This is a genomic window from Paraburkholderia sp. RL18-085-BIA-A (assembly GCF_046027075.1).
Classification (GTDB): domain Bacteria; phylum Pseudomonadota; class Gammaproteobacteria; order Burkholderiales; family Burkholderiaceae; genus Paraburkholderia.
The window spans coordinates 19,421-37,873 of sequence record NZ_JARESU010000046.1; the positions used below are offsets into that span (position 1 = coordinate 19,421).

Below are 18,453 nucleotides of genomic sequence, written 5' to 3' on the forward strand. Positions count from 1 at the left end.
CGTTATGGTCAAGCTTAGCGCATGCCGGGCAACATGCCCTTCATGCCGCGCATCATCTTTTGCAGATTGCCGCCCTTGAGCTTCTTCATCATCGTGCGCATCTGGTCGTACTGGTTCAGCATGCGGTTGACTTCCTGCACCTGCACGCCCGCGCCCGCGGCGATGCGGCGCTTGCGGGTGGCCTTGATCAGATCGGGCTTGGCGCGCTCCAGCGGCGTCATTGAATTGATGATGCCTTCCATGCGGCGCATCTGCTTTTCGGCCTGGCTCATATCGGCGCCGGCGGCGGCTTGCTGGAACTGCGCGGGCAGCTTGTCCATCAGCGACGACAGGCCGCCCATGCCCTTCATTTGCGTGAGCTGCGCGCGGAAATCGTTGAGGTCGAAGTCGCCGCCTTTCTTGACCTTGTCGGCGAGCTTCTGCGCAGCCTGGACGTCCACGCCGCGTTGCGCCTCTTCGACGAGGGCAAGAATGTCGCCCATGCCGAGAATCCGGTTCGCCATCCGGTCCGGATAGAACACTTCGAGGCCGTCGAGCTTTTCCGCGACGCCGACGAACTTGATCGGCTTGCCCGTCACGTGACGCACGGAGAGCGCCGCGCCACCGCGCGAGTCGCCGTCGAGCTTGGTGAGCACCACGCCGGTGAGCGGCAGCGCGTCGCTGAACGCCTTGGCGGTGTTGACCGCGTCCTGGCCGAGCATCGCGTCGACGACGAACAGCGTTTCAGCCGGTTTCAATTCACGGTGAAGCGCGGCGATTTCCTGCATCATCGCTTCGTCGATACCCAGACGGCCAGCCGTGTCGACCAGCAGCACGTCGTGATAGTGGCGCTTGGCCCAGTCCACGGCGGCGCGCGCGATATCGACCGGCTTCTGATCCGGTTCCGACGGGAAGAAATCCGCGCCGACCTGCTCGGTCACCGTCTTCAACTGCGCGATAGCAGCGGGGCGGTAGACGTCGCACGAAACGGTCAGGACCTTCTTCTTGTACTTTTCGCGCAGCAGCTTGGCGAGCTTGCCGACCGTGGTCGTCTTACCCGCGCCCTGCAGACCCGCCATCAGGATGACGGCCGGCGGCGTGACGGCGAGATTGAGCTCGACGGCTTTGCCTTCGTAGTCGCCGCCGATGATGGCGGTCAGCTCGCGCTGCACCACGCCGACCAGCGCCTGACCCGGCGACAGGCTGCTGATGACCTCCTCGCCGAGCGCCTTTTCCTTCACCTTGGCGATGAACTCGCGCACGACGGGCAGCGCCACGTCGGCCTCGAGCAGCGCGAGGCGGACTTCGCGCAGCATTTCCTGGGTGTTCGCCTCGGTGAGCCGGGCTTCGCCGCGCAGCGTCTTGACGACGCGCGCCATCCGTTGAGTCAGATTGTCGAGCATGGGGAGCGATGAACAGTGCGGCCCGGGCAGCGCGCGACGCGGAAGACGTCGTGGAGTTGGGGCCTAGTGTAAACTTCGAATATGGATATTGTACTGTATGCCCTCACTGCGCTCCTCTACGGCGGTCTCGCCGTGGCTGGCTGGCGCTCGCACCGGCACGCCACCGCGCGCCCCATGCTCGAGAGCGTGCCGCCGATGCCCGCCGCCGCGAACGCGTCGGCCGCTTCGGGCATGAGCACGCCGGGCCGTGCGCTGCTGTTCGTCGCGCTGCTCGCGCACGGCTTGCTGCTGCATACCACCATCTTTCCGCAGAACGCGATGGTGTTCGGCTTCGCGTTCGCGCTGTCGGCAATGTTCTGGCTCGGCGCCGGCATTTACTGGATCGAGAGTTTTTTCTTTCCGCTCGACGGGCTGCGTCTGCTGGTGTTGCCGCTCGCGTGCGTCGCGTCGCTGTTGCCGCTCGCGTTCAACGGCGTGCGCGTGCTGCCGTATTCGGCCGCGCCGCTGTTCAAGCTGCACTTCCTGATCGCCAACATCGCATATGGTCTGTTTGCGATCGCGGCGCTGCACGCGATTCTGATGCTGCTCGTCGAGCGCCGCCTGCATGCGATGCGCGGCGGCAACGCACAGCGGCATGCGGGCGCAGCGGGCAACGGCTGGCTGTTCGGCTGGCTCGATACGCTGCCGCCGCTCTTGACGTTGGAGAAGCTGCTGTTCCGTCTGATCGGCGCAGGTTTCATCTTGCTGACGCTCACGCTCGTGTCGGGCATCCTGTTCAGCGAGCAACTGGTCGACCGCGCGTTGCGGCTCGATCACAAGACCGTCTTCGCGATTCTTTCGTGGGTGATGTTCGGCGCGCTGCTGACGGCGCGCAAGGTATCCGGCTGGCGCGGCCGTGCGGCATTGCGCTGGGTGCTGGCGTCGTTCGTCGCGTTGTTGCTGGCGTACGTCGGCAGCCGTTTTGTTTTTGAGGTGCTGTTGCACCGTGCCGTAGTGTGAGCGTGTCCCCATGCGACAAATATTTCTGCTGATCCTGTTGTTCATCGTCGGTCAATGGCTGGTGAAGGCGCTGCGTCGTCATGACGCGCAAGCAACCCAGCGCGGCGCCGGCGCCAAAGGGACGAACGGCGGCGCGCGTCCCTCCGACGCTCCGCAACTCGCCGAACCGATGATCCGTTGCGCCGAGTGCGGCGTGCACGCGCCGAAGAGCGACTCGGTGACGGTGGCCGGGCAGCCGTTCTGCAGCACCGCGCACGCTCAGCGCCACGCCGCACGACCCACGGGCCGCGACGCCCGATGAGCGTCGAGTTCACCGTCGACGCCGACGGTTGGGTCGCCGCAGCACGCAAACTGCCATCACCGAATTTCGAAGCGCGGCCCGTAGGGGCCGTGCCGACGCTGATCGTCGTCCACAACATCAGCCTGCCGCCCAACGAGTTCGGCGGCACGGCGATCGCCGAGCTGTTCCAGAACACGCTCGACTGCGATGCTCACCCGTACTACGACTCACACCTGCGCGGCGTGCGAGTGTCCGCGCATTTCGTGATTCATCGCGACGGCGCGCTCGAACAGTTCGTGTCGTGCAACGAGCGCGCGTGGCACGCGGGGCCGTCGAATTTTTTCGGCCGCGAGCGCTGCAATGATTTCTCTATCGGCATCGAGCTGGAGGGCAGCGACACCACTGCCTTCGAAGCGGCGCAATACCGCACGCTCGGGGCGCTGGTGAGCGCGCTGAAGGCGCGCTATCCGCTCGAAGCGCTTGCCGGTCACTCGGACATCGCACCGGGCCGCAAGACCGATCCAGGGCCTCATTTCGAGTGGCATCGTCTGCAAAGCGACACGTCCCTCGCTGATCAGTATTTCCCCTATCTCAAGTTTTCCGAAACGCCGTAACGACCTTCGCACGAGTTCGCGTGATCCGAGGAGAGCAAGGCGCCGCCTTGTTCTCCGGGGAGTCGGCTTCGCGCCGCGCGATGCAAATGTCAAGACTTTGAAGGCAAATAAATCGATTTGATCTGCCTTGAATCTCCACTATACTTGGTGCCACAAATTCAGTTTCGCACTATATCTTGTGTTTGGTGTGCATAAGTCTGTGCATAACCGAGTGCATAAGTTATGCGGCGCCCGCTCTCCGAGCATGGCGCCGCAAGCATTCCAGGTAGCGAAAAAAAATTCCTGTGGCGCAGCCGGTAGGACCACCGGCGGCATCCAGAAGCATTCAGGAAAGGGGCGTAGCAAGTGATCGCGACACACACGATGAAGACCGTTACGAATTCGAACCAGGCTTCATCGCAGTCGCATCCCGCCAACCGGCCCGGCCGGCCTTTTTCCTGCACCCCATCGCTTGCGCACGCGCCGGCGCAGCGTTCGATTTAATCCGCGGCACCCGCCGCAACATTTCCAAGACCAGGAGCTTTGCACATGCAAACCACCGACAACGTGACGACCCGGTATGAGGGCTCACCGACTGGCCAGGCCTTCGGCCAGACACAAGGCGCGCAGGCGCTCGCGCCGCAGACGACCTACGCCGACTACAAGGTGATCCGTCGCAATGGCAGCGTGGTGTCGTTCGAACCGTCGAAAATCGCCATCGCCGTGACGAAGGCATTCCTGGCCGTCAACGGTGGGCAAGGCGCGGCATCGGCGCGGGTGCGCGAACTGGTCGAGCAACTCACGCAGAACGTGGTGCGCGCGCTCGTGCGCAGCCGCCCGAATGGCGGCACGTTCCATATTGAAGACATTCAGGATCAGGTCGAACTCGCGCTGATGCGCGGCGGCGAGCACAACGTCGCGCGTGCTTACGTGCTGTATCGCGAGAAGCGCACGCAGGCTCGCGGCCACGACGAGCAGGTCGCCGCCAGCGCACCGGGTCTGAACGTCACCGACAACGGCGTCACCCGTCCGCTGGATCTGGCTGCGCTGCGCGGCATCATCGAATCCGCTTGCGCGAACCTGGGCGACGCCGTGAGCGCCGACCCGATCATCGCGGAAACGGTGAAGAACCTGTACGACGGCGTGCCGATGAGCCAGGTCTACGACTCGGCGATTCTGGCTGCGCGCACGATGATCGAAAAGGACCCGGCGTACAGCCAGGTCACGGCGCGCATCCTGCTGCACACGATCCGCCGCGAGATCCTCGAAGAAGAAGTCACGCAAGCCGAGATGGGCGAGCGCTACGCCGAGTACTTCCCGCAGTTCATCAAGCGCGGCGTGCAAGCCGAACTGCTCGACGACAAGCTGCTGCAGTTCGACCTGAAGCGCCTCGGCGCCGCGCTCGACAACAACCGCGACCTGCAATTCGGCTACCTCGGTCTGCAAACGCTATACGACCGCTACTTCCTGCATCACGACAACGTGCGCATCGAAATGCCGCAGGCATTCTTTATGCGTGTCGCAATGGGCCTGTCGCTCAACGAGATCGACCGCGAAGCGCGCGCGATCGAGTTCTACAACGTGCTGTCGAGCTTCGACTTCATGTCGTCCACGCCCACTTTGTTCAACTCGGGTACCCGCCGCTCGCAACTGTCGTCGTGCTACCTGACCACGGTCGACGACGACCTCGACGGCATCTACGAAGCGCTGAAGGAAAACGCGCTGCTGTCGAAGTTCGCCGGCGGCCTCGGCAACGACTGGACGCGCGTGCGCGCGCTCGGCTCGCACATCAAGGGCACCAACGGCAAGTCGCAAGGCGTCGTGCCGTTCCTGAAGGTCGTCAACGACACGGCGGTCGCCGTGAACCAGGGCGGCAAGCGCAAGGGGGCGGTGTGCGCGTACCTCGAAACGTGGCACCTCGACATCGAAGAATTCCTCGAGCTGCGCAAGAACACCGGTGACGACCGTCGCCGCACGCACGACATGAACACGGCGAACTGGATTCCCGACCTGTTCATGAAGCGCGTGATGGAAGGCGGCGACTGGACGCTGTTCTCGCCGTCCACCTGCCCGGACCTGCACGACAAGTTCGGCGCCGAGTTCGAAGCGGCTTACACGGCTTACGAAGACAAGGTCGCGCGCGGCGAGATCAAGCTGTTCAAGAAGATTCCGGCGGCACAGCTGTGGCGCAAGATGCTGGGCATGCTGTTCGAGACCGGCCATCCGTGGATCACGTTCAAGGATCCGTGCAATGTGCGCTCGCCGCAACAGCACGTCGGCGTGGTCCACTCGTCGAACCTGTGCACGGAAATCACGCTGAACACCAGCGACGCCGAGATCGCGGTCTGCAACCTCGGCTCGGTGAACCTCGTCGCGCACCTGAAGGAACAGGCCGACGGCACGCTGTCGCTCGACCACGACAAGTTGAAGCGCACCGTCAGCGTGGCGATGCGCATGCTCGACAACGTGATCGACATCAACTACTACGCGGTCGCCAAGGCGCGTAACTCGAACCTGAAGCACCGTCCGGTCGGCCTCGGCATCATGGGCTTCCAGGACTGCCTGCATCTGCTGCGCACGCCGTACGCGTCGCAAGAGGCGGTCGCTTTCGCGGACACGTCGATGGAAGCGGTGTGCTACTACGCTTACTACGCGTCGACCGAGCTGGCGCAAGAGCGTGGCCGCTACTCAAGCTACCGCGGCTCGCTGTGGGATCGCGGCATCCTGCCGCAAGATTCGGTGAAGCTGCTCGCCGACGCACGCGGCGGCTATGTCGAAGTCGATTCGAGCGAGTCGATGGACTGGACCGAACTGCGCTCGCGCATCGCCACCTACGGCATGCGCAACTCGAACTGCGTCGCGATCGCACCGACGGCGACCATCTCGAACATCATCGGCGTGTCTGCGTGTATCGAGCCGACGTTCCAGAACCTGTACGTGAAGTCGAACCTGTCGGGCGAATTCACGGTGGTCAACGACTACCTGGTGCGCGACCTGAAGGCGCGCGGCCTGTGGGACGAGGTGATGGTCGCCGACCTGAAGTACTTCGACGGCACGCTCTCGCGCATCGACCGCATCCCGGCCGACCTGCGGGCGATCTACGCGACCGCGTTCGAACTCGATCCGGTGTGGCTGGTCGAGGCGGCCTCGCGTCGTCAGAAGTGGATCGACCAGGCGCAGTCGCTGAACATCTACATGGGCGGCGCATCGGGCAAGAAGCTCGACGAGATCTACAAGCTCGCATGGGTGCGCGGTCTGAAGACGACCTACTACCTCCGCACGATGGCGGCGACGCACGTCGAGAAGTCGACGGTGGCGCACGGCGCGCTGAACGCGGTGAGCTCGGGTGGCAACTCGGGCTCGGGCGGTGCAGCAGGTGGCGCGGCCGGTGGCTTCGGCGTGAGCGGCGGCGCTGCGGGTGGCGCGGTGGGCGGCATCCAGGCTGCTTCGGCGGCACCGGCAGTCGCGGTGGAAGCAGTGCCCGAAGCGGATGGTCCGGTCTGCATGATGCGTCCGGGGGACCCTGGCTTTGAAGAGTGCGAGGCTTGCCAGTAAGCACGCGGCAAGCAGCAGGATCGCTGCTTGCTGACGGGTCGTAGGTGATGACCCGCATGCAGCGATCCGCGTATCTATCTAGATGCGGCAGAAGTGAAGTAGAGCCGGTGAGCGGCGAGTGGGATCGAAGAGGCGTTGGGATCTGAAGTCGCGCCGCTCATCGACAGTAGCGAAGGCAGGCAGGAGTCGTCAGCAGCACCAGATGAAGCGCGCGACACAGTGCGCGTAGCAAACGCTTCGAACGATGGGCCGATCAACTCAAGCGGCCGCATGCATCGCTCGACATGACATCGAGCTTCACCTCGCTAGCGCTGTTGAAGCAGACGCGAAGCAGCGCGCGAACCACGCGAGGCAACACAGTCGGCAATCGCAAGACGCTGCAGACACGCTCCGCAATACAGATAGATAGAGCAGCGAAATGTCGCTTCGACACGTTGCTCATCGAGTTCGCGAAGCACGTCGACAACACACGTTCAACACACGTCACTCGACGCGTCACACACACTCCGTTGAACAAAGTGTTGTATGAACGTAGCAACGCGAATCGAAAATAGGATTTTTCATCAGCGAACTCTTTTATCGCTCGTGAAAAGATGGTACAAACCGTTCTAAATTGATGGTGACATTTATGCTCAACTGGGATGACGAGATCACTGCCGTAACTCCCTCGAGCGGCGCGCAACAGAATGCGTTGCGCAACGCAGCGGGATCGGCTGTCGGTTCGCAAATCGGAACGCGTTCCGCTCCTCATGCTCCCTCGGCTCAAGACGTGTTCGCGAACGACATCGCTGTCGCTCCCGTCACTCAGGTTGACCTCGCTGCCGGAACGGCTACCGTTTCCGAAGCGCGGGTCAATGTCGCCGACAAGCGCATCATCAACGGCCAGACCGACGTCAATCAGCTGGTGCCGTTCAAGTACAAGTGGGCCTGGGAAAAGTATCTGGCTGGTTGCGCCAACCACTGGATGCCGCAAGAAGTGAACATGTCGCGCGACATCGCGTTGTGGAAAGACCCGAACGGCCTGACCGAAGACGAGCGCCGCATCGTCAAGCGCAACCTGGGCTTCTTCGTGACGGCCGACTCGCTGGCCGCCAACAATATCGTGCTGGGCACCTACCGCCACATCACGGCGCCCGAATGCCGCCAGTTCCTGCTGCGCCAGGCGTTCGAAGAGGCGATCCACACGCACGCTTACCAGTACATCGTCGAATCGCTGGGCCTCGACGAAGGCGAAATCTTCAATGCGTATCACGAGGTTTCCTCGATCCGCGCGAAAGACGAATTCCTGATTCCGTACATCCACGTGCTGACCGACCCGGCCTTCAAGACCGGTACGCTCGAGGCAGACCAGACCCTGCTGCGCTCGCTGATCGTGTTCGCCTGTGTGATGGAAGGCCTGTTCTTCTACGTCGGCTTTACACAAATCCTGGCGCTCGGCCGCCAGAACAAGATGACCGGCGCGGCGGAACAGTACCAGTACATCCTGCGCGACGAGTCGATGCACTGCAACTTCGGCATCGACCTGATCAACCAGATCAAACTTGAAAACCCGCAACTCTGGACGGCTGAGTTCCGCGCGGAAATCCGCGAGATCTTCCAGCAAGCGGTCGAACTTGAATATCGTTACGCTGAAGACACGATGCCGCGCGGGGTGCTCGGCCTCAATGCGTCGATGTTCAAGAGCTATCTGCGCTTCATCTGCAACCGCCGTTGCCAGCAGATCGGTCTCGATCCGCTGTACCCGAACGAAGAAAACCCGTTCCCGTGGATGAGCGAGATGATCGACCTGAAGAAGGAGCGCAACTTCTTCGAGACGCGAGTGATCGAATATCAAACTGGCGGTGCGCTGACCTGGGAGTAAGCCGGGTTCGTGTCGCAGATGCATTCATCGATGGGGATGCCGCTGGCTTCGGTCGCGGCAAATTTGGTTAGGAGCAGAACCGCCTGATGCAAAGCGTGCCCGGTGCCTTAGCGGCCCACAAAATTGACAGGCACTTTGCGGACCCTTCAGTGGGATGGGCAAACTTCCCCCCGGAAAAAGCCGCTGGCGTCGCCGCCAGCGGCTCGATCAAGCAATTGCCGGCGTTGCGACTCAACGCCGACCAGATCTGGCGCGCGGTGCCTGTTGGCACGGCGCGCCTTACCGCATTCATTAGCGTAAGCGCGCAGCACCTGCGTACGCCGATGAATAGCCCGCTTCGTAGCGCGCGCCCTGAGAAGCGTCCGCGGGAAGCGGGTTTTGACGAAGGGTGTAGTTTGAACTGACTCTCATCTGAAAACCTGAAGGAGAAAATGATGGCAACTGCAAAGAAAGCCGCCGCTAAGAAGCCCGCAGCGAAGAAGGTCGCAGCCAAGAAGGCTGCTCCGGCAAAGAAGGCTGCTCCGGCGAAGAAAGTCGCTGCGAAGAAAGTCGCAGTGAAGAAGGTTGCAGCGAAGAAGGCAGCACCGGCTAAGAAGGTTGCAGCGAAGAAAGCTGCGCCGGCTAAGAAGGTTGCAGCCAAGAAAGTCGCAGCGAAGAAAGTTGCTGTGAAGAAGGTCGCGGCCAAGAAGGCAGCACCGGCCAAGAAAGCCGCAGTGAAGAAGGTTGCAGCGAAGAAAGCAGCACCGGCGAAGAAGGCCGCAGCAAAGAAGGCAGCACCGGCGAAGAAGGCCGCAGCGAAGAAGGCTGCGCCTGCGAAAAAGGCCGCTGCTAAAAAGGCTGCGCCCGCGAAAAAGGCTGCTGCTAAAAAGGCTGCGCCTGCCAAGAAGGCTGCCGCGAAGAAGGCCGCCGCTCCTGCGAAGAAGGCTGCCCCTGCGAAGAAGGCTGTCGCCAAGAAGGCTGCGCCTGCACCCGCTGCGACTGCTGTCTCGAGCGCACCGGCGGCGACGGTGAAGACCGCGCTGAACCCGGCAGCGGCATGGCCGTTCCCGACGGGCAGCCGTCCGTAAGCAGCAGAAGTACTTCGACACGTCGTACGATGTGTCCGATGATCGGGTAGCGCTTACGCAGTGGTGAGCGCTACTCGATCAGAATCCCGTCGCCGGTTTTCGGCAACGGGATTTTTTTTGCTCAACGTTTTTTGCGCGGGCGCGCGATCGGCTGGAAGCGGCTTGGCTGGAAACAGACAGATGAGCCGGCAGATGAGCAGGCAGACGAGTGTGCAGACGAAAAAACACGCATGCACAGGGGAGGGCATGCGTGTGAGGTCGTCGCGGCAACCCGGAGGCCGCCGCGCGAGAGGGAAAATTTAGTGCGTGACGCGCGTGACGCCGCCGCTGGAGAGGAGCCGCACGCGATCTCCGGCGCGGAAGATTTCGCCGGAGGTGGTTTGCGTGATCGCGCGCATGTCGCCGTTGTCGAGCCGCACGGTAATCTCGACACCGTCGCGCATCGCAACGCTGTTCTCGATCGCATTGCCGGCGACCGCACCGCCTATACCGCCGATGATGCCCGTGGCGACCGAGCCGCGGCCGCCTCCGATCGAGCTGCCGGCCAGCGCGCCGAGGGCGCCGCCGCCGACCGCGCCCAGACCGCTCGGCTGGCCGTTGTTCGAGCTGATGCGCACTGCGCGCACACTGTCGATCGTGCCCATGCGGACCGTTTGTTCGCGCTGTGCCTGCGACGCTGTGAAGACGTTGGGAGAACTACTGTTGCTCGCGCATCCCGACATCGCCAGCGACCCGGCGATCAAGGTGGCGACTATCAGGCGACTCGTTGTCCTCATTCCCTAGCTCCCATGGCTCGCGGTCTTAGGGCAGGCTGTATCCGAAGGCCTGCTCGAACCGCTCGTTGATCTGCGCCCGGCTGGGCGCGTAGTTTTGTGGGCCCTGATGCTCGATCTTCAGTGCACCCATCAGGCTTGCCAGGCGCCCCGTGGTGGCCCAGCCGAGCTTGTTCTCGATGCCGTACAGCAAGCCGCCGCGGAATGCGTCGCCGCAGCCTGTCGGGTCGAGCACCTGCTTTGCGTTGACCGCCGGAATCTGTTCGATACCGCCGGCATGATGGATCTGCGCACCTTGCTCGCCGAGCGTGACAATCAACGCTTCGACCTTGCCGGCGATCTGTTCGATCGACCAGCCGGTCTTGTTGCTCACCAGCTTGGCTTCGTAATCGTTGACAGCTACATACGTGGCAAGTTCAATCGTGCGGCGCAGCGTATCGCCGTCGAAGAGCGGCAAGCCCTGGCCCGGATCGAAGATGAACGGCACGCCCGCGGCCGCCAGATGCTCCGAATGCTGGATCATGCCGTCGTAGCCGTCCGGTCCGACGATGCCGAGCGTAATGCCTTTCGCTTCGTCGGCGCGGTTCAGATGCGACTGCATCATCGCGCCCGGATGGAACGCGGTGATCTGATTGTTTTCCAGGTCGGTGGTGATCATCGCTTGCGCCGTGTAGGCGTCCGGCACGACGAGCACGCTTTGCGTCGACAGCCCGAGTTGCTCGAAGCGGTCGAGGTAAAGCTGTGCGTCGACCGAGCCGAGGGTGCCCATGATGCGCGCGTCGCCGCCGAGCAGATGCAGCGCGTAAGCGATGTTGCCCGCGCAGCCGCCGAACTCGCGGCGCATGGTCGGCACGAGAAAGCTGACGTTCAGGATGTGGACCTGCTCCGGCAGGATGTGCTCCCGGAAGCGCCCTTCGAAAGTCATGATGTTGTCGTAGGCGAGCGAGCCGCAAATGAGCGTAGCCAAGGCGAGCGTTCCTGTAAAAAACGTTGGAGAGAGGGCGCGCGACGATGCGGCGGCGCCGCGCACGAGGCGCGGCGCCGGGCTCGTGCGCGAAAGGCTTACTTCAGCGCGGCGAGTGCTGCGTCGTAGTTCGGCTCGTTCTTGATTTCGCCGACCAGCTCAGCGTGCACGACCTTGTCGTTCTCGTCGATCACCACCACGGCGCGCGCCGTCAGGCCGGTCAGCGGACCGCTCGTCACGTCGACGCCGTAGGCTTGGGCGAACTCGTGGCCGCGGAACGTGGAGGCCGTGACGACGTTCTCGATGCCTTCGGTCGTGCAGAAGCGCGAGGCCGCGAACGGCAAGTCACCCGACACGACGATCACGGCCGTGTTGGTCAGCTTGGCGGCTGCTTCGTTGAACTTGCGGGTCGAGGTGGCGCAGGTCGGCGTGTCGAGGCTCGGGACGATGTTCAGCACCTTGCGCTTGCCGGCGAAATCGGCGAGCGACACCGGCTTCAGATCTTTACCGACCAGCGAGAAAGCGGCCGCGCTCTGACCCACCGACGGAAACGTGCCGGCTACTTCGATCGGGTTACCGCCCAGCGTGACTTGACTCATGGTGTTGTGCTCCGAAAATTCGTCAGAAATGACGGTGAAAGCGCCCGGTCATGGCCGGGCGCGCGAGGGCGCGTTACGGATAAAAAATCTGTACGCGGAAATTGGAGGCGATCGCCATGCCCGTGTCGAGATGCACGATCATGGTCTGCGTCGTGTGCGCCGGCAGGCCGGCCGCGATCGGCGTGCCGGGCGGCACGTAGTCCTGCGGCCACAGCACGCGGCGCACGGCGACGTTGTTCTGGTCGTCGAGCAGCGTGAGTTCGATGGCGGGGTACGCCAGCGCGATGTTGAAGCGGTTGTGCAGCGGCATCTTCAGCTCGAGCTTGTGCGGGCCGTCGATCTGCCGCAGATCGGACGGCTCGACCTGCAAGCCGTCGATGTCGTGCGGCGGCGTCACCTCGCAGCCGAGCTGCGCACAGGCCTTCGCGTACAGCGTCTGCGAGCGCGGGAAGTACACCTGCACCGTTTCGCGTTGCCACCACGCGAGTTGCGCGAGCAGCGCGATGACCAACAGCAGTCCCACCACCGATGCGGCGATCGCCCAGCCCGTGCGCCGCGCTTCGGCGGGGCGGGTTTCGCGCATCACGGGGAACGGATCGTCGCCCTCGTTCACGGGATTAACCGAGAAGGGCTCGCCGCTGGCAGCGGCGGGAGCCGGGCCGCCAGAGCTGGGACCGCCCGGACCGCCAGTGCCCGCGGCAGCGGCGGCGCCGAAGGCAGCCGAGCCCACAGCCGCCGCGCCCAAACCAGCGGCGCCGACGCCGGCCGTGCCTACGCCGGCCGCGCCAAAACGCGGTTCGTTATCGGGGATGCCATGTACCCGCGCCGTTTGGTCCACAGCGGGTTCGGTATGGCGTTCGGTCTTGTGCCAAACCTGCGGCGGCTCTTCCATCGGCGGCCCGGCCTCGGGTTGATAGGCAAAGGGTTCGAGCGGCGCGTCAGCCAGCACCGGTTCGTCGTCGGGAGGCAGAGGAGTGGCGAACGCGCCGGCTGGCAATTCCGGCTCGGCGGCGTGGCCGGGCGTGAGCGCGACGCCCGCGTCGGTGGAGACCGGCGTCAGCGGCACATTGCCGGCGTTGTGCAGCAGACGATTGTCGATGGCCGCGTCGGGCGTGGGCGCCCAGGGGTTCCATCCTTCCGCGCTGAAGTCGGGATCTTTCTGACGCACGCCCGACAGCGCCTCGATCGCCGCCGCAGCGGCGACCGGTTTGGCGGTAGAGAAGTCACCGCCCGCGGTGATGTCGAACAGGCTGCTCGACGCGTCGAATACTTCGTGGCAATGCCCGCAGCGCACGAGGCCGCGGCGCAGCGCGAGCTGCGCCGGTTGAAGACGGAAGACGGTTTCGCAGAAGGGGCAACGCGTCGCCAGGAGCATATTGAGCCGATAAGCCGGTAGGCTGTTGGTTAGACAATACGCCTTATTCTAATGGCTTTCGCGACGCGTTCCCGTCAGACACACCCAACCTTCGTGTTCGCGCCATACGCCAATATCGATCCAGCGCGCGTACACCTGCGCGACTTCCTCCGCCTGCCGCGCCAGAATGCCGGACAGCGCGATCCGGCCACCCGGCTTGACCTTCGACGACAGCATCGATGCCATCAGCTTGAGCGGATTGGACAGGATGTTGGCGACCACGATATCGAACTCGCCGGTGGGGCATTCGTCGGGCAAACCGTACGTGACCTCGGCGCGGTTGCGCTCGCTGTTGTGACGTGCCGATTCGACCGCTTGCGGGTCGATGTCGATGCCATACACCGGATTCGCGCCGCACTTTTTCGCGAGAATCGCGAGAATGCCGGAGCCGCAACCGTAATCGAGCACGGACTGCTCCGGCTTGACCGACTGCTCCAGCCATTCCATGCACAGCCGCGTGGTGGGATGACTGCCGGTGCCGAACGCGAGGCCCGGGTCCAGCTCCAGCACCAGTGCTTCGGGGTCCGGTGCATCGTGCCACGATGGCACGACCCAGATGCGCTCGCCGATCGGAATCGGATCGAACTGCGACTGCGTGAGCCGCACCCAGTCCTGCTCTTCGACTTCCCGCACGGTGAACGACGGCGCGGCAGCCAGCCCGACTTCGTTGGCCGCGGCGGTCAGCAGCACCGCGGGTTCGTGTTCCGGCGCAAGCAGCGCGATCACGCGCGAACGCTGCCACGCGGTGCGATCCGGCGTGAGACCGGGCTCGCCGAACAGCGGCTGCTCGTCGGGCGTGTCGGCGTCCGCGTCTTCGACCGATACGGACAACGCGCCCAACTCGAGCAGTGCGTCGGAAAACTCCTCCGCGTGCTCGCGCGCCAGTTCGGCGACCAGTTCCCGGTAGCTCATGACTTACGCTTCTTCCGGCGCGGCCTGCAGCTTCGCGGCCAACCGGTTTTCGAGGTAGTGAATGCTGGTGCCGCCTTCGACGAATTTCGCGTCGAGCATCAGCTCGCGGTGCAACGGGATGTTGGTCTGAATGCCTTCGACCACCATTTCCGACAACGCGATGCGCATCCGCATGATCGCCTGTTCGCGCGTGGCGCCGTAAGCGATCAGCTTGCCGATCATCGAATCATAGTTCGGCGGCACGAAATAGCCGTTGTACGCGTGCGAATCGACGCGGATGCCGGGGCCGCCCGGCATATGCCACGAGGTCAAACGGCCCGGCGACGGAATGAACTTGAACGGATCTTCGGCGTTGATCCGGCATTCGATCGCATGACCCTTGAACGTGATGTCGCGCTGACGGAATGCGAGCTTTTCACCGGCCGCGATGCGGATCTGTTCCTGCACGATGTCGACGCCCGTGATCAGCTCGGTCACAGGGTGCTCGACCTGTACGCGCGTGTTCATTTCGATGAAGTAGAACTCGCCGTTTTCATACAGGAATTCGAACGTGCCTGCGCCCAGATAGCCCATCTTCTTGCAGGCGTCCGCGCAACGATCGCCGATACGGTCGATCAGACGGCGCGCGATGCCCGGCGCCGGCGCTTCTTCGATCACCTTCTGGTGACGGCGCTGCATCGAGCAGTCGCGCTCGCCGAGCCAGATCGCGTTCCTGAACGAATCGGACAGCACCTGGATTTCGATGTGCCGCGGGTTCTCCAGGAATTTCTCCATGTAGACCTGCGGGTTGCCGAATGCGCGACCGGCTTCTTCACGGGTCATGTTGACCGCGTTGACGAGCGCCGCTTCCGTATGGACCACGCGCATACCGCGGCCACCGCCGCCACCGGCGGCCTTGATGATGACCGGATAGCCGACCTGGCGGGCGATCTTCACGATCTCTTTCGGATCGTCCGGCAACGCGCCTTCCGAACCCGGCACGCACGGCACGCCGGTCTTGATCATGGTCTGCTTGGCCGTGACCTTGTCGCCCATCATCCGGATCGTTTCCGGGCGCGGGCCGATGAAGGTGAAGCCCGACTGCTCGACGCGCTCGGCGAAGTCGGCGTTCTCCGAAAGGAAGCCGTAGCCGGGGTGGATCGCTTCGGCGTCGGTCACTTCAGCCGCGCTGATCAGCGCGGGCATGTTCAGATAGCTCAGATTCGAAGGCGCCGGGCCGATGCAGACCGCCTCGTCGGCGAGCTTCACGTACTTGGCTTCCTTGTCGGCTTCCGAATAGACGACGACCGTCTTGACGCCGAGTTCGCGGCAGGCGCGCTGGATACGAAGCGCGATCTCGCCACGATTGGCAATGAGGATTTTTTCAAACATAGCGGGTTTTCGACTCATCAATGGGCGCCGGGTTGCTCACAACACCGGCTGCCTCAGAGGATCGGTCGCGCGCCTCTCGACAGTGGCGCGCGGGCGGCGAACAACGCGTGCCGCGTTAGCCGACCACGAACAGCGGTTGGCCGTACTCGACCGCCTGGCCGTTTTCGACGAGGATTTCCTTGACCACGCCGGACTTGTCCGACTCGATTTCGTTGAGCAGCTTCATCGCTTCGATGATGCAGATCGTCTGGCCTTCCTTGACCGTATCGCCCACCTGGACGAACGGGTCCGCGCCCGGCGACGGCGCGCGGTAGAAGGTGCCGACCATCGGCGAGGTCACCACGTGACCTTGCGGCGCGGCAACCGCCGGCGTAGCCGCAGGGGCGGCAACGGCCGGCGCTTCGGCGCCCATGGCCGGAGGCTGTTGCGCGTATTGCGGCGCGTAGGAGGCGGACGGCTGCACGTAAACCGGCGGCGCATTCTTGACGATACGCACCTTGCCTTCGCCCTCGGTCACTTCGAGTTCGGAAATACCGGACTCTGAGACGAGGTCGATCAGAGTTTTCAGTTTACGTAGATCCATCAGGAGGCCCCTTTCAATGCGTAGTGCCGGCGCGTGCGCGGCCGGCTCAAATTAGACGTGTTTGGATTCAGCCGCGCGACGAGCCGGCCGCGAGCCGGTCGAGCGCGAATTCGAGCGCGTACAGATATCCCTTCCAGCCGAGGCCGCAAATTACGCCTTCAGCCTGGTCGGAGAAATACGAGTGATGCCGGAACGGTTCGCGACGATGCACGTTCGACAGATGAATCTCGACGAACGGGATGCCGACCCCCGCCAGTGCGTCCCGAATGGCCACGCTCGTGTGCGTGTACGCGGCGGGATTGATCAGTATGAAATCGGTTTTTTCGGTCCGCGCGGATTGGATGCGGTCGACCAGAGCGCCTTCGTGATTGCTCTGGAACGACGCGAGCTCGACGTCGGCGTCCGCCGCGCGGTCCGCCAGCGCCTGATCGACCTGCGGCAAGGTCACGCGACCGTAGACCTCGGGTTCCCGGGTGCCGAGAAGGTTGAGGTTGGGTCCGTGCAGTACCAGCAGTCGCGTCATGGTCGCTTCTTTTTCCGTGGAATTGGGCGCACTTTAGCGCTGATTAGAGAAACTTGTCTAGTTTCCTGCACGTATGGAGCGATGCCTGTGTCGATCCGCTGTCGCTCGGGGCGCGCATCTTCTCTCAATTTCGCGCGAATTGCGCGTATTTTTGCACGTTCCGCGCGGAATTGAGCGTCAAAAGAATGTGAAAGTTAAAGCGCGTCGAGCGTCCGTTTGAGGGCCGCGGGGTCGATCTGGCCTAATTTTGTCGAGCGCACGTTGCCTTTGGCGTCGATGACGACCGTGAACGGCAGGCCGCCCGCGTTGTTGCCGAACGCGCGCGCGAGATCGGCGCCGCCGAAGCCAGTCACGTAGACCGGGTAGGCCACCTTCACTTTCTGCAGGAAGGCTTGCACGTTTTTATTGGAATCCACGCCAAGTCCCACGAACTGGATGCCTTTCTTCGCATACTCGCGTTGAAGTTGCGAGAGAGCGGGCATTTCCTCTACGCAAGGGCCGCACCACGACGCCCAGAAGTTAACGACGATTGGATGCCCTTTGAGCAAACTTAGCGACTGCGGCTTGCCGTCGACGTTCGTGACCGGCGCGGCCCACAGTTGCTCGACCGCGCTTTGCTGCGATGCGGCTTGCGCCGCGTGGGCCACTTCGCTGCCGCCGTTGAGCCAATGGTTGGCCAGCACGCCGCCGCCCGCAGCGACGATTGCTACCAGCGCGCCCGCCAGAATCCGTCTCGTGTTCATCGTTGGTCTGTCTAATTAGTGGAAGGGGTGACTTCGCCGCCGTTGAGCAACGCCCGAACCGCCTGCAGGTTCGCCCGTGCCGTGCGGCCGCGCGCGTCGGCGCGGACCGCGCCGCGCAGATCGTCGGTTTCGTACAGCGCGACGTGAATGCCGGCCGATTCCGCATCACGCCCTTCGTTCTGCGGGCGCCACAGGAAGCTCAGGGTCTCGACATAGCCGCGTCCGGCGAAATGCCGCGTTTCCGACACGTCGTATTGAATGTTGGCGTTCAGGAAATAGATTGCGACTTCCTTAGGGTTGTCGCAGAACACCTGCAGATGCACGTCCGAGTGTTCGCCCGCCGTGCCGCCCAGCACCGCGCCGGTCAGATACGGGTTGAACGGCGCGAGCCGCTCCATCCAGTCGACCGCGATGAGGCGCAGCCGCCGCAGCAGCGCCGGCTGGCTGTCGCCCTGGAAAAGGGACTGATACTCGCGGATTTCTTCCTCGATCTGGTCGTTATCCGGCAGCCATTCGCCGGCAACACGAGTCTCCCCGACGACTTGCCGCGCCGCCTTGCGCTTGGCCGTGGCGTAGTCCAGCCCGTCTTCGGCGATCATGCGCGCAGCCGCGATGGCGATTTCCTCGCGCACGCGCTGCGGATCGAAATGTGATTTGCGAACCATCCATCAATGATACTAGAGATTCACGACGCGCCTTTCTGGGCGGGGCGAGACGAGCGCCGGGGAGCGGAGCACCGGGCGAGCGCGGCGCGGGCGTGCGTTCCTAGGCGAGCGGAAGCTGTCGGTTACAATAGCGTCCTTTGCAGACGGTCGTTCCGGCCGCTTTTGCACC

General features: G+C 63.4%; 18 protein-coding genes. 7 read left to right on the top strand and 11 right to left on the bottom strand.

Translation table 11 applies throughout. The features are described 5' to 3' along the window. Positions 1–14 precede the first annotated feature (14 nt). Positions 15–1,382, bottom strand: coding sequence for a signal recognition particle protein (gene ffh, locus P0D89_RS26800; protein ID WP_408360301.1), 1,368 nt, complete (start codon positions 1,380–1,382; stop codon positions 15–17). 81 nt (positions 1,383–1,463) lie between these two features. Here ffh and P0D89_RS26805 point away from each other — a divergent pair, with 81 nt between their 5' ends. The 7 genes from P0D89_RS26805 (at position 1,464) to P0D89_RS26835 (ending at position 9,737) form a co-directional block, all read left to right on the top strand. Continuing rightward, on the top strand, positions 1,464–2,381 hold the full coding sequence (locus P0D89_RS26805; RefSeq protein ID WP_408360303.1) for a cytochrome C assembly family protein: 918 nt from the start codon (positions 1,464–1,466) through the stop codon (positions 2,379–2,381). A gap of 10 nt (positions 2,382–2,391) precedes the next feature. Further along, positions 2,392–2,682 carry a PP0621 family protein gene (locus P0D89_RS26810; protein WP_408360305.1) on the top strand — a complete coding sequence of 97 codons (291 nt, stop codon included), beginning with the start codon at positions 2,392–2,394 and terminating at the stop codon, positions 2,680–2,682. Beyond that, the gene (ampD, locus tag P0D89_RS26815) at positions 2,679–3,275 is read left to right on the top strand and encodes a 1,6-anhydro-N-acetylmuramyl-L-alanine amidase AmpD (protein WP_408360307.1); all 597 of its coding nucleotides are present in this window, start codon (positions 2,679–2,681) and stop codon (positions 3,273–3,275) included. Before P0D89_RS26810 ends, ampD begins: the two co-directional genes overlap by 4 nt. A 528-nt stretch (positions 3,276–3,803) precedes the next feature. After that, positions 3,804–6,809, top strand: coding sequence for a ribonucleoside-diphosphate reductase subunit alpha (locus tag P0D89_RS26820; RefSeq protein ID WP_408360309.1), 3,006 nt, complete (start codon positions 3,804–3,806; stop codon positions 6,807–6,809). Between the two features lie 628 nt (positions 6,810–7,437). Beyond that, on the top strand, positions 7,438–8,670 hold the full coding sequence (locus P0D89_RS26825; RefSeq protein ID WP_408360311.1) for a ribonucleotide-diphosphate reductase subunit beta: 1,233 nt from the start codon (positions 7,438–7,440) through the stop codon (positions 8,668–8,670). An 86-nt stretch (positions 8,671–8,756) separates the two neighbouring features. Continuing rightward, complete coding sequence (locus tag P0D89_RS26830; protein ID WP_408360313.1) at positions 8,757–9,074, top strand: hypothetical protein; 318 nt, start codon at positions 8,757–8,759, stop codon at positions 9,072–9,074. Positions 9,075–9,104: 30 nt separating this feature from the next. Beyond that, positions 9,105–9,737: a histone H1-like DNA-binding protein gene (locus P0D89_RS26835; protein WP_149673471.1), complete on the top strand. Its 633-nt coding sequence runs from the start codon at positions 9,105–9,107 to the stop codon at positions 9,735–9,737. A 299-nt stretch (positions 9,738–10,036) separates the two neighbouring features. Here P0D89_RS26835 and P0D89_RS26840 read toward each other — a convergent pair whose 3' ends face one another. From P0D89_RS26840 to P0D89_RS26885, 10 genes are all read right to left on the bottom strand, one after another. Further along, positions 10,037–10,513, bottom strand: coding sequence for an outer membrane lipoprotein (locus tag P0D89_RS26840; protein WP_408360316.1), 477 nt, complete (start codon positions 10,511–10,513; stop codon positions 10,037–10,039). Positions 10,514–10,538: 25 nt separating this feature from the next. Further along, positions 10,539–11,477, bottom strand: coding sequence for a carbohydrate kinase family protein (locus P0D89_RS26845; RefSeq protein ID WP_408360318.1), 939 nt, complete (start codon positions 11,475–11,477; stop codon positions 10,539–10,541). A 95-nt stretch (positions 11,478–11,572) separates the two neighbouring features. Continuing rightward, a complete protein-coding gene (gene tpx, locus P0D89_RS26850) occupies positions 11,573–12,073 on the bottom strand; it encodes a thiol peroxidase (protein WP_149673419.1) in 501 nt (166 codons plus the stop codon). A 73-nt stretch (positions 12,074–12,146) separates the two neighbouring features. Beyond that, positions 12,147–13,448, bottom strand: a complete 1,302-nt coding sequence (locus P0D89_RS26855; RefSeq protein ID WP_408360320.1) for a zinc-ribbon and DUF3426 domain-containing protein — start codon at positions 13,446–13,448, stop codon at positions 12,147–12,149. Positions 13,449–13,496: 48 nt separating this feature from the next. Then, entirely contained in the window at positions 13,497–14,399 is a 903-nt protein-coding gene (gene prmA, locus P0D89_RS26860; RefSeq protein ID WP_408360323.1) for a 50S ribosomal protein L11 methyltransferase, read from the bottom strand. Positions 14,400–14,402: 3 nt separating this feature from the next. Beyond that, complete coding sequence (gene accC / locus P0D89_RS26865; RefSeq protein WP_408360325.1) at positions 14,403–15,770, bottom strand: acetyl-CoA carboxylase biotin carboxylase subunit; 1,368 nt, start codon at positions 15,768–15,770, stop codon at positions 14,403–14,405. Positions 15,771–15,885: 115 nt separating this feature from the next. After that, complete coding sequence (gene accB / locus P0D89_RS26870; protein WP_408360327.1) at positions 15,886–16,353, bottom strand: acetyl-CoA carboxylase biotin carboxyl carrier protein; 468 nt, start codon at positions 16,351–16,353, stop codon at positions 15,886–15,888. Between the two features lie 67 nt (positions 16,354–16,420). Further along, entirely contained in the window at positions 16,421–16,876 is a 456-nt protein-coding gene (gene aroQ / locus P0D89_RS26875) for a type II 3-dehydroquinate dehydratase (protein WP_408360329.1), read from the bottom strand. Positions 16,877–17,070: 194 nt separating this feature from the next. Beyond that, on the bottom strand, positions 17,071–17,619 hold the full coding sequence (locus tag P0D89_RS26880) for a TlpA family protein disulfide reductase (protein ID WP_408360331.1): 549 nt from the start codon (positions 17,617–17,619) through the stop codon (positions 17,071–17,073). 11 nt (positions 17,620–17,630) lie between these two features. Beyond that, positions 17,631–18,284, bottom strand: a complete 654-nt coding sequence (locus P0D89_RS26885) for a UDP-N-acetylmuramate--alanine ligase (protein WP_408360333.1) — start codon at positions 18,282–18,284, stop codon at positions 17,631–17,633. Positions 18,285–18,453: the final 169 nt, after the last annotated feature.

What these genes read in the sequence shown, in the direction of transcription:
- P0D89_RS26880 (WP_408360331.1), bottom strand. Translation starts at nt 17,619, where the DNA reads ATGAACACGAGACGGATTCTGGCGGGCGCGCTGGTAGCAATCGTCGCT.
- accB (WP_408360327.1), bottom strand. Translation starts at nt 16,353, where the DNA reads ATGGATCTACGTAAACTGAAAACTCTGATCGACCTCGTCTCAGAGTCC.
- aroQ (WP_408360329.1), bottom strand. Translation starts at nt 16,876, where the DNA reads ATGACGCGACTGCTGGTACTGCACGGACCCAACCTCAACCTTCTCGGC.
- P0D89_RS26820 (WP_408360309.1), top strand. Translation starts at nt 3,804, where the DNA reads ATGCAAACCACCGACAACGTGACGACCCGGTATGAGGGCTCACCGACT.
- P0D89_RS26855 (WP_408360320.1), bottom strand. Translation starts at nt 13,448, where the DNA reads ATGCTCCTGGCGACGCGTTGCCCCTTCTGCGAAACCGTCTTCCGTCTT.
- P0D89_RS26810 (WP_408360305.1), top strand. Translation starts at nt 2,392, where the DNA reads ATGCGACAAATATTTCTGCTGATCCTGTTGTTCATCGTCGGTCAATGG.
- P0D89_RS26825 (WP_408360311.1), top strand. Translation starts at nt 7,438, where the DNA reads ATGCTCAACTGGGATGACGAGATCACTGCCGTAACTCCCTCGAGCGGC.
- accC (WP_408360325.1), bottom strand. Translation starts at nt 15,770, where the DNA reads ATGTTTGAAAAAATCCTCATTGCCAATCGTGGCGAGATCGCGCTTCGT.
- ampD (WP_408360307.1), top strand. Translation starts at nt 2,679, where the DNA reads ATGAGCGTCGAGTTCACCGTCGACGCCGACGGTTGGGTCGCCGCAGCA.
- P0D89_RS26830 (WP_408360313.1), top strand. Translation starts at nt 8,757, where the DNA reads ATGCAAAGCGTGCCCGGTGCCTTAGCGGCCCACAAAATTGACAGGCAC.
- P0D89_RS26840 (WP_408360316.1), bottom strand. Translation starts at nt 10,513, where the DNA reads ATGAGGACAACGAGTCGCCTGATAGTCGCCACCTTGATCGCCGGGTCG.
- P0D89_RS26805 (WP_408360303.1), top strand. Translation starts at nt 1,464, where the DNA reads ATGGATATTGTACTGTATGCCCTCACTGCGCTCCTCTACGGCGGTCTC.
- prmA (WP_408360323.1), bottom strand. Translation starts at nt 14,399, where the DNA reads ATGAGCTACCGGGAACTGGTCGCCGAACTGGCGCGCGAGCACGCGGAG.
- P0D89_RS26835 (WP_149673471.1), top strand. Translation starts at nt 9,105, where the DNA reads ATGGCAACTGCAAAGAAAGCCGCCGCTAAGAAGCCCGCAGCGAAGAAG.
- tpx (WP_149673419.1), bottom strand. Translation starts at nt 12,073, where the DNA reads ATGAGTCAAGTCACGCTGGGCGGTAACCCGATCGAAGTAGCCGGCACG.
- ffh (WP_408360301.1), bottom strand. Translation starts at nt 1,382, where the DNA reads ATGCTCGACAATCTGACTCAACGGATGGCGCGCGTCGTCAAGACGCTG.
- P0D89_RS26885 (WP_408360333.1), bottom strand. Translation starts at nt 18,284, where the DNA reads ATGGTTCGCAAATCACATTTCGATCCGCAGCGCGTGCGCGAGGAAATC.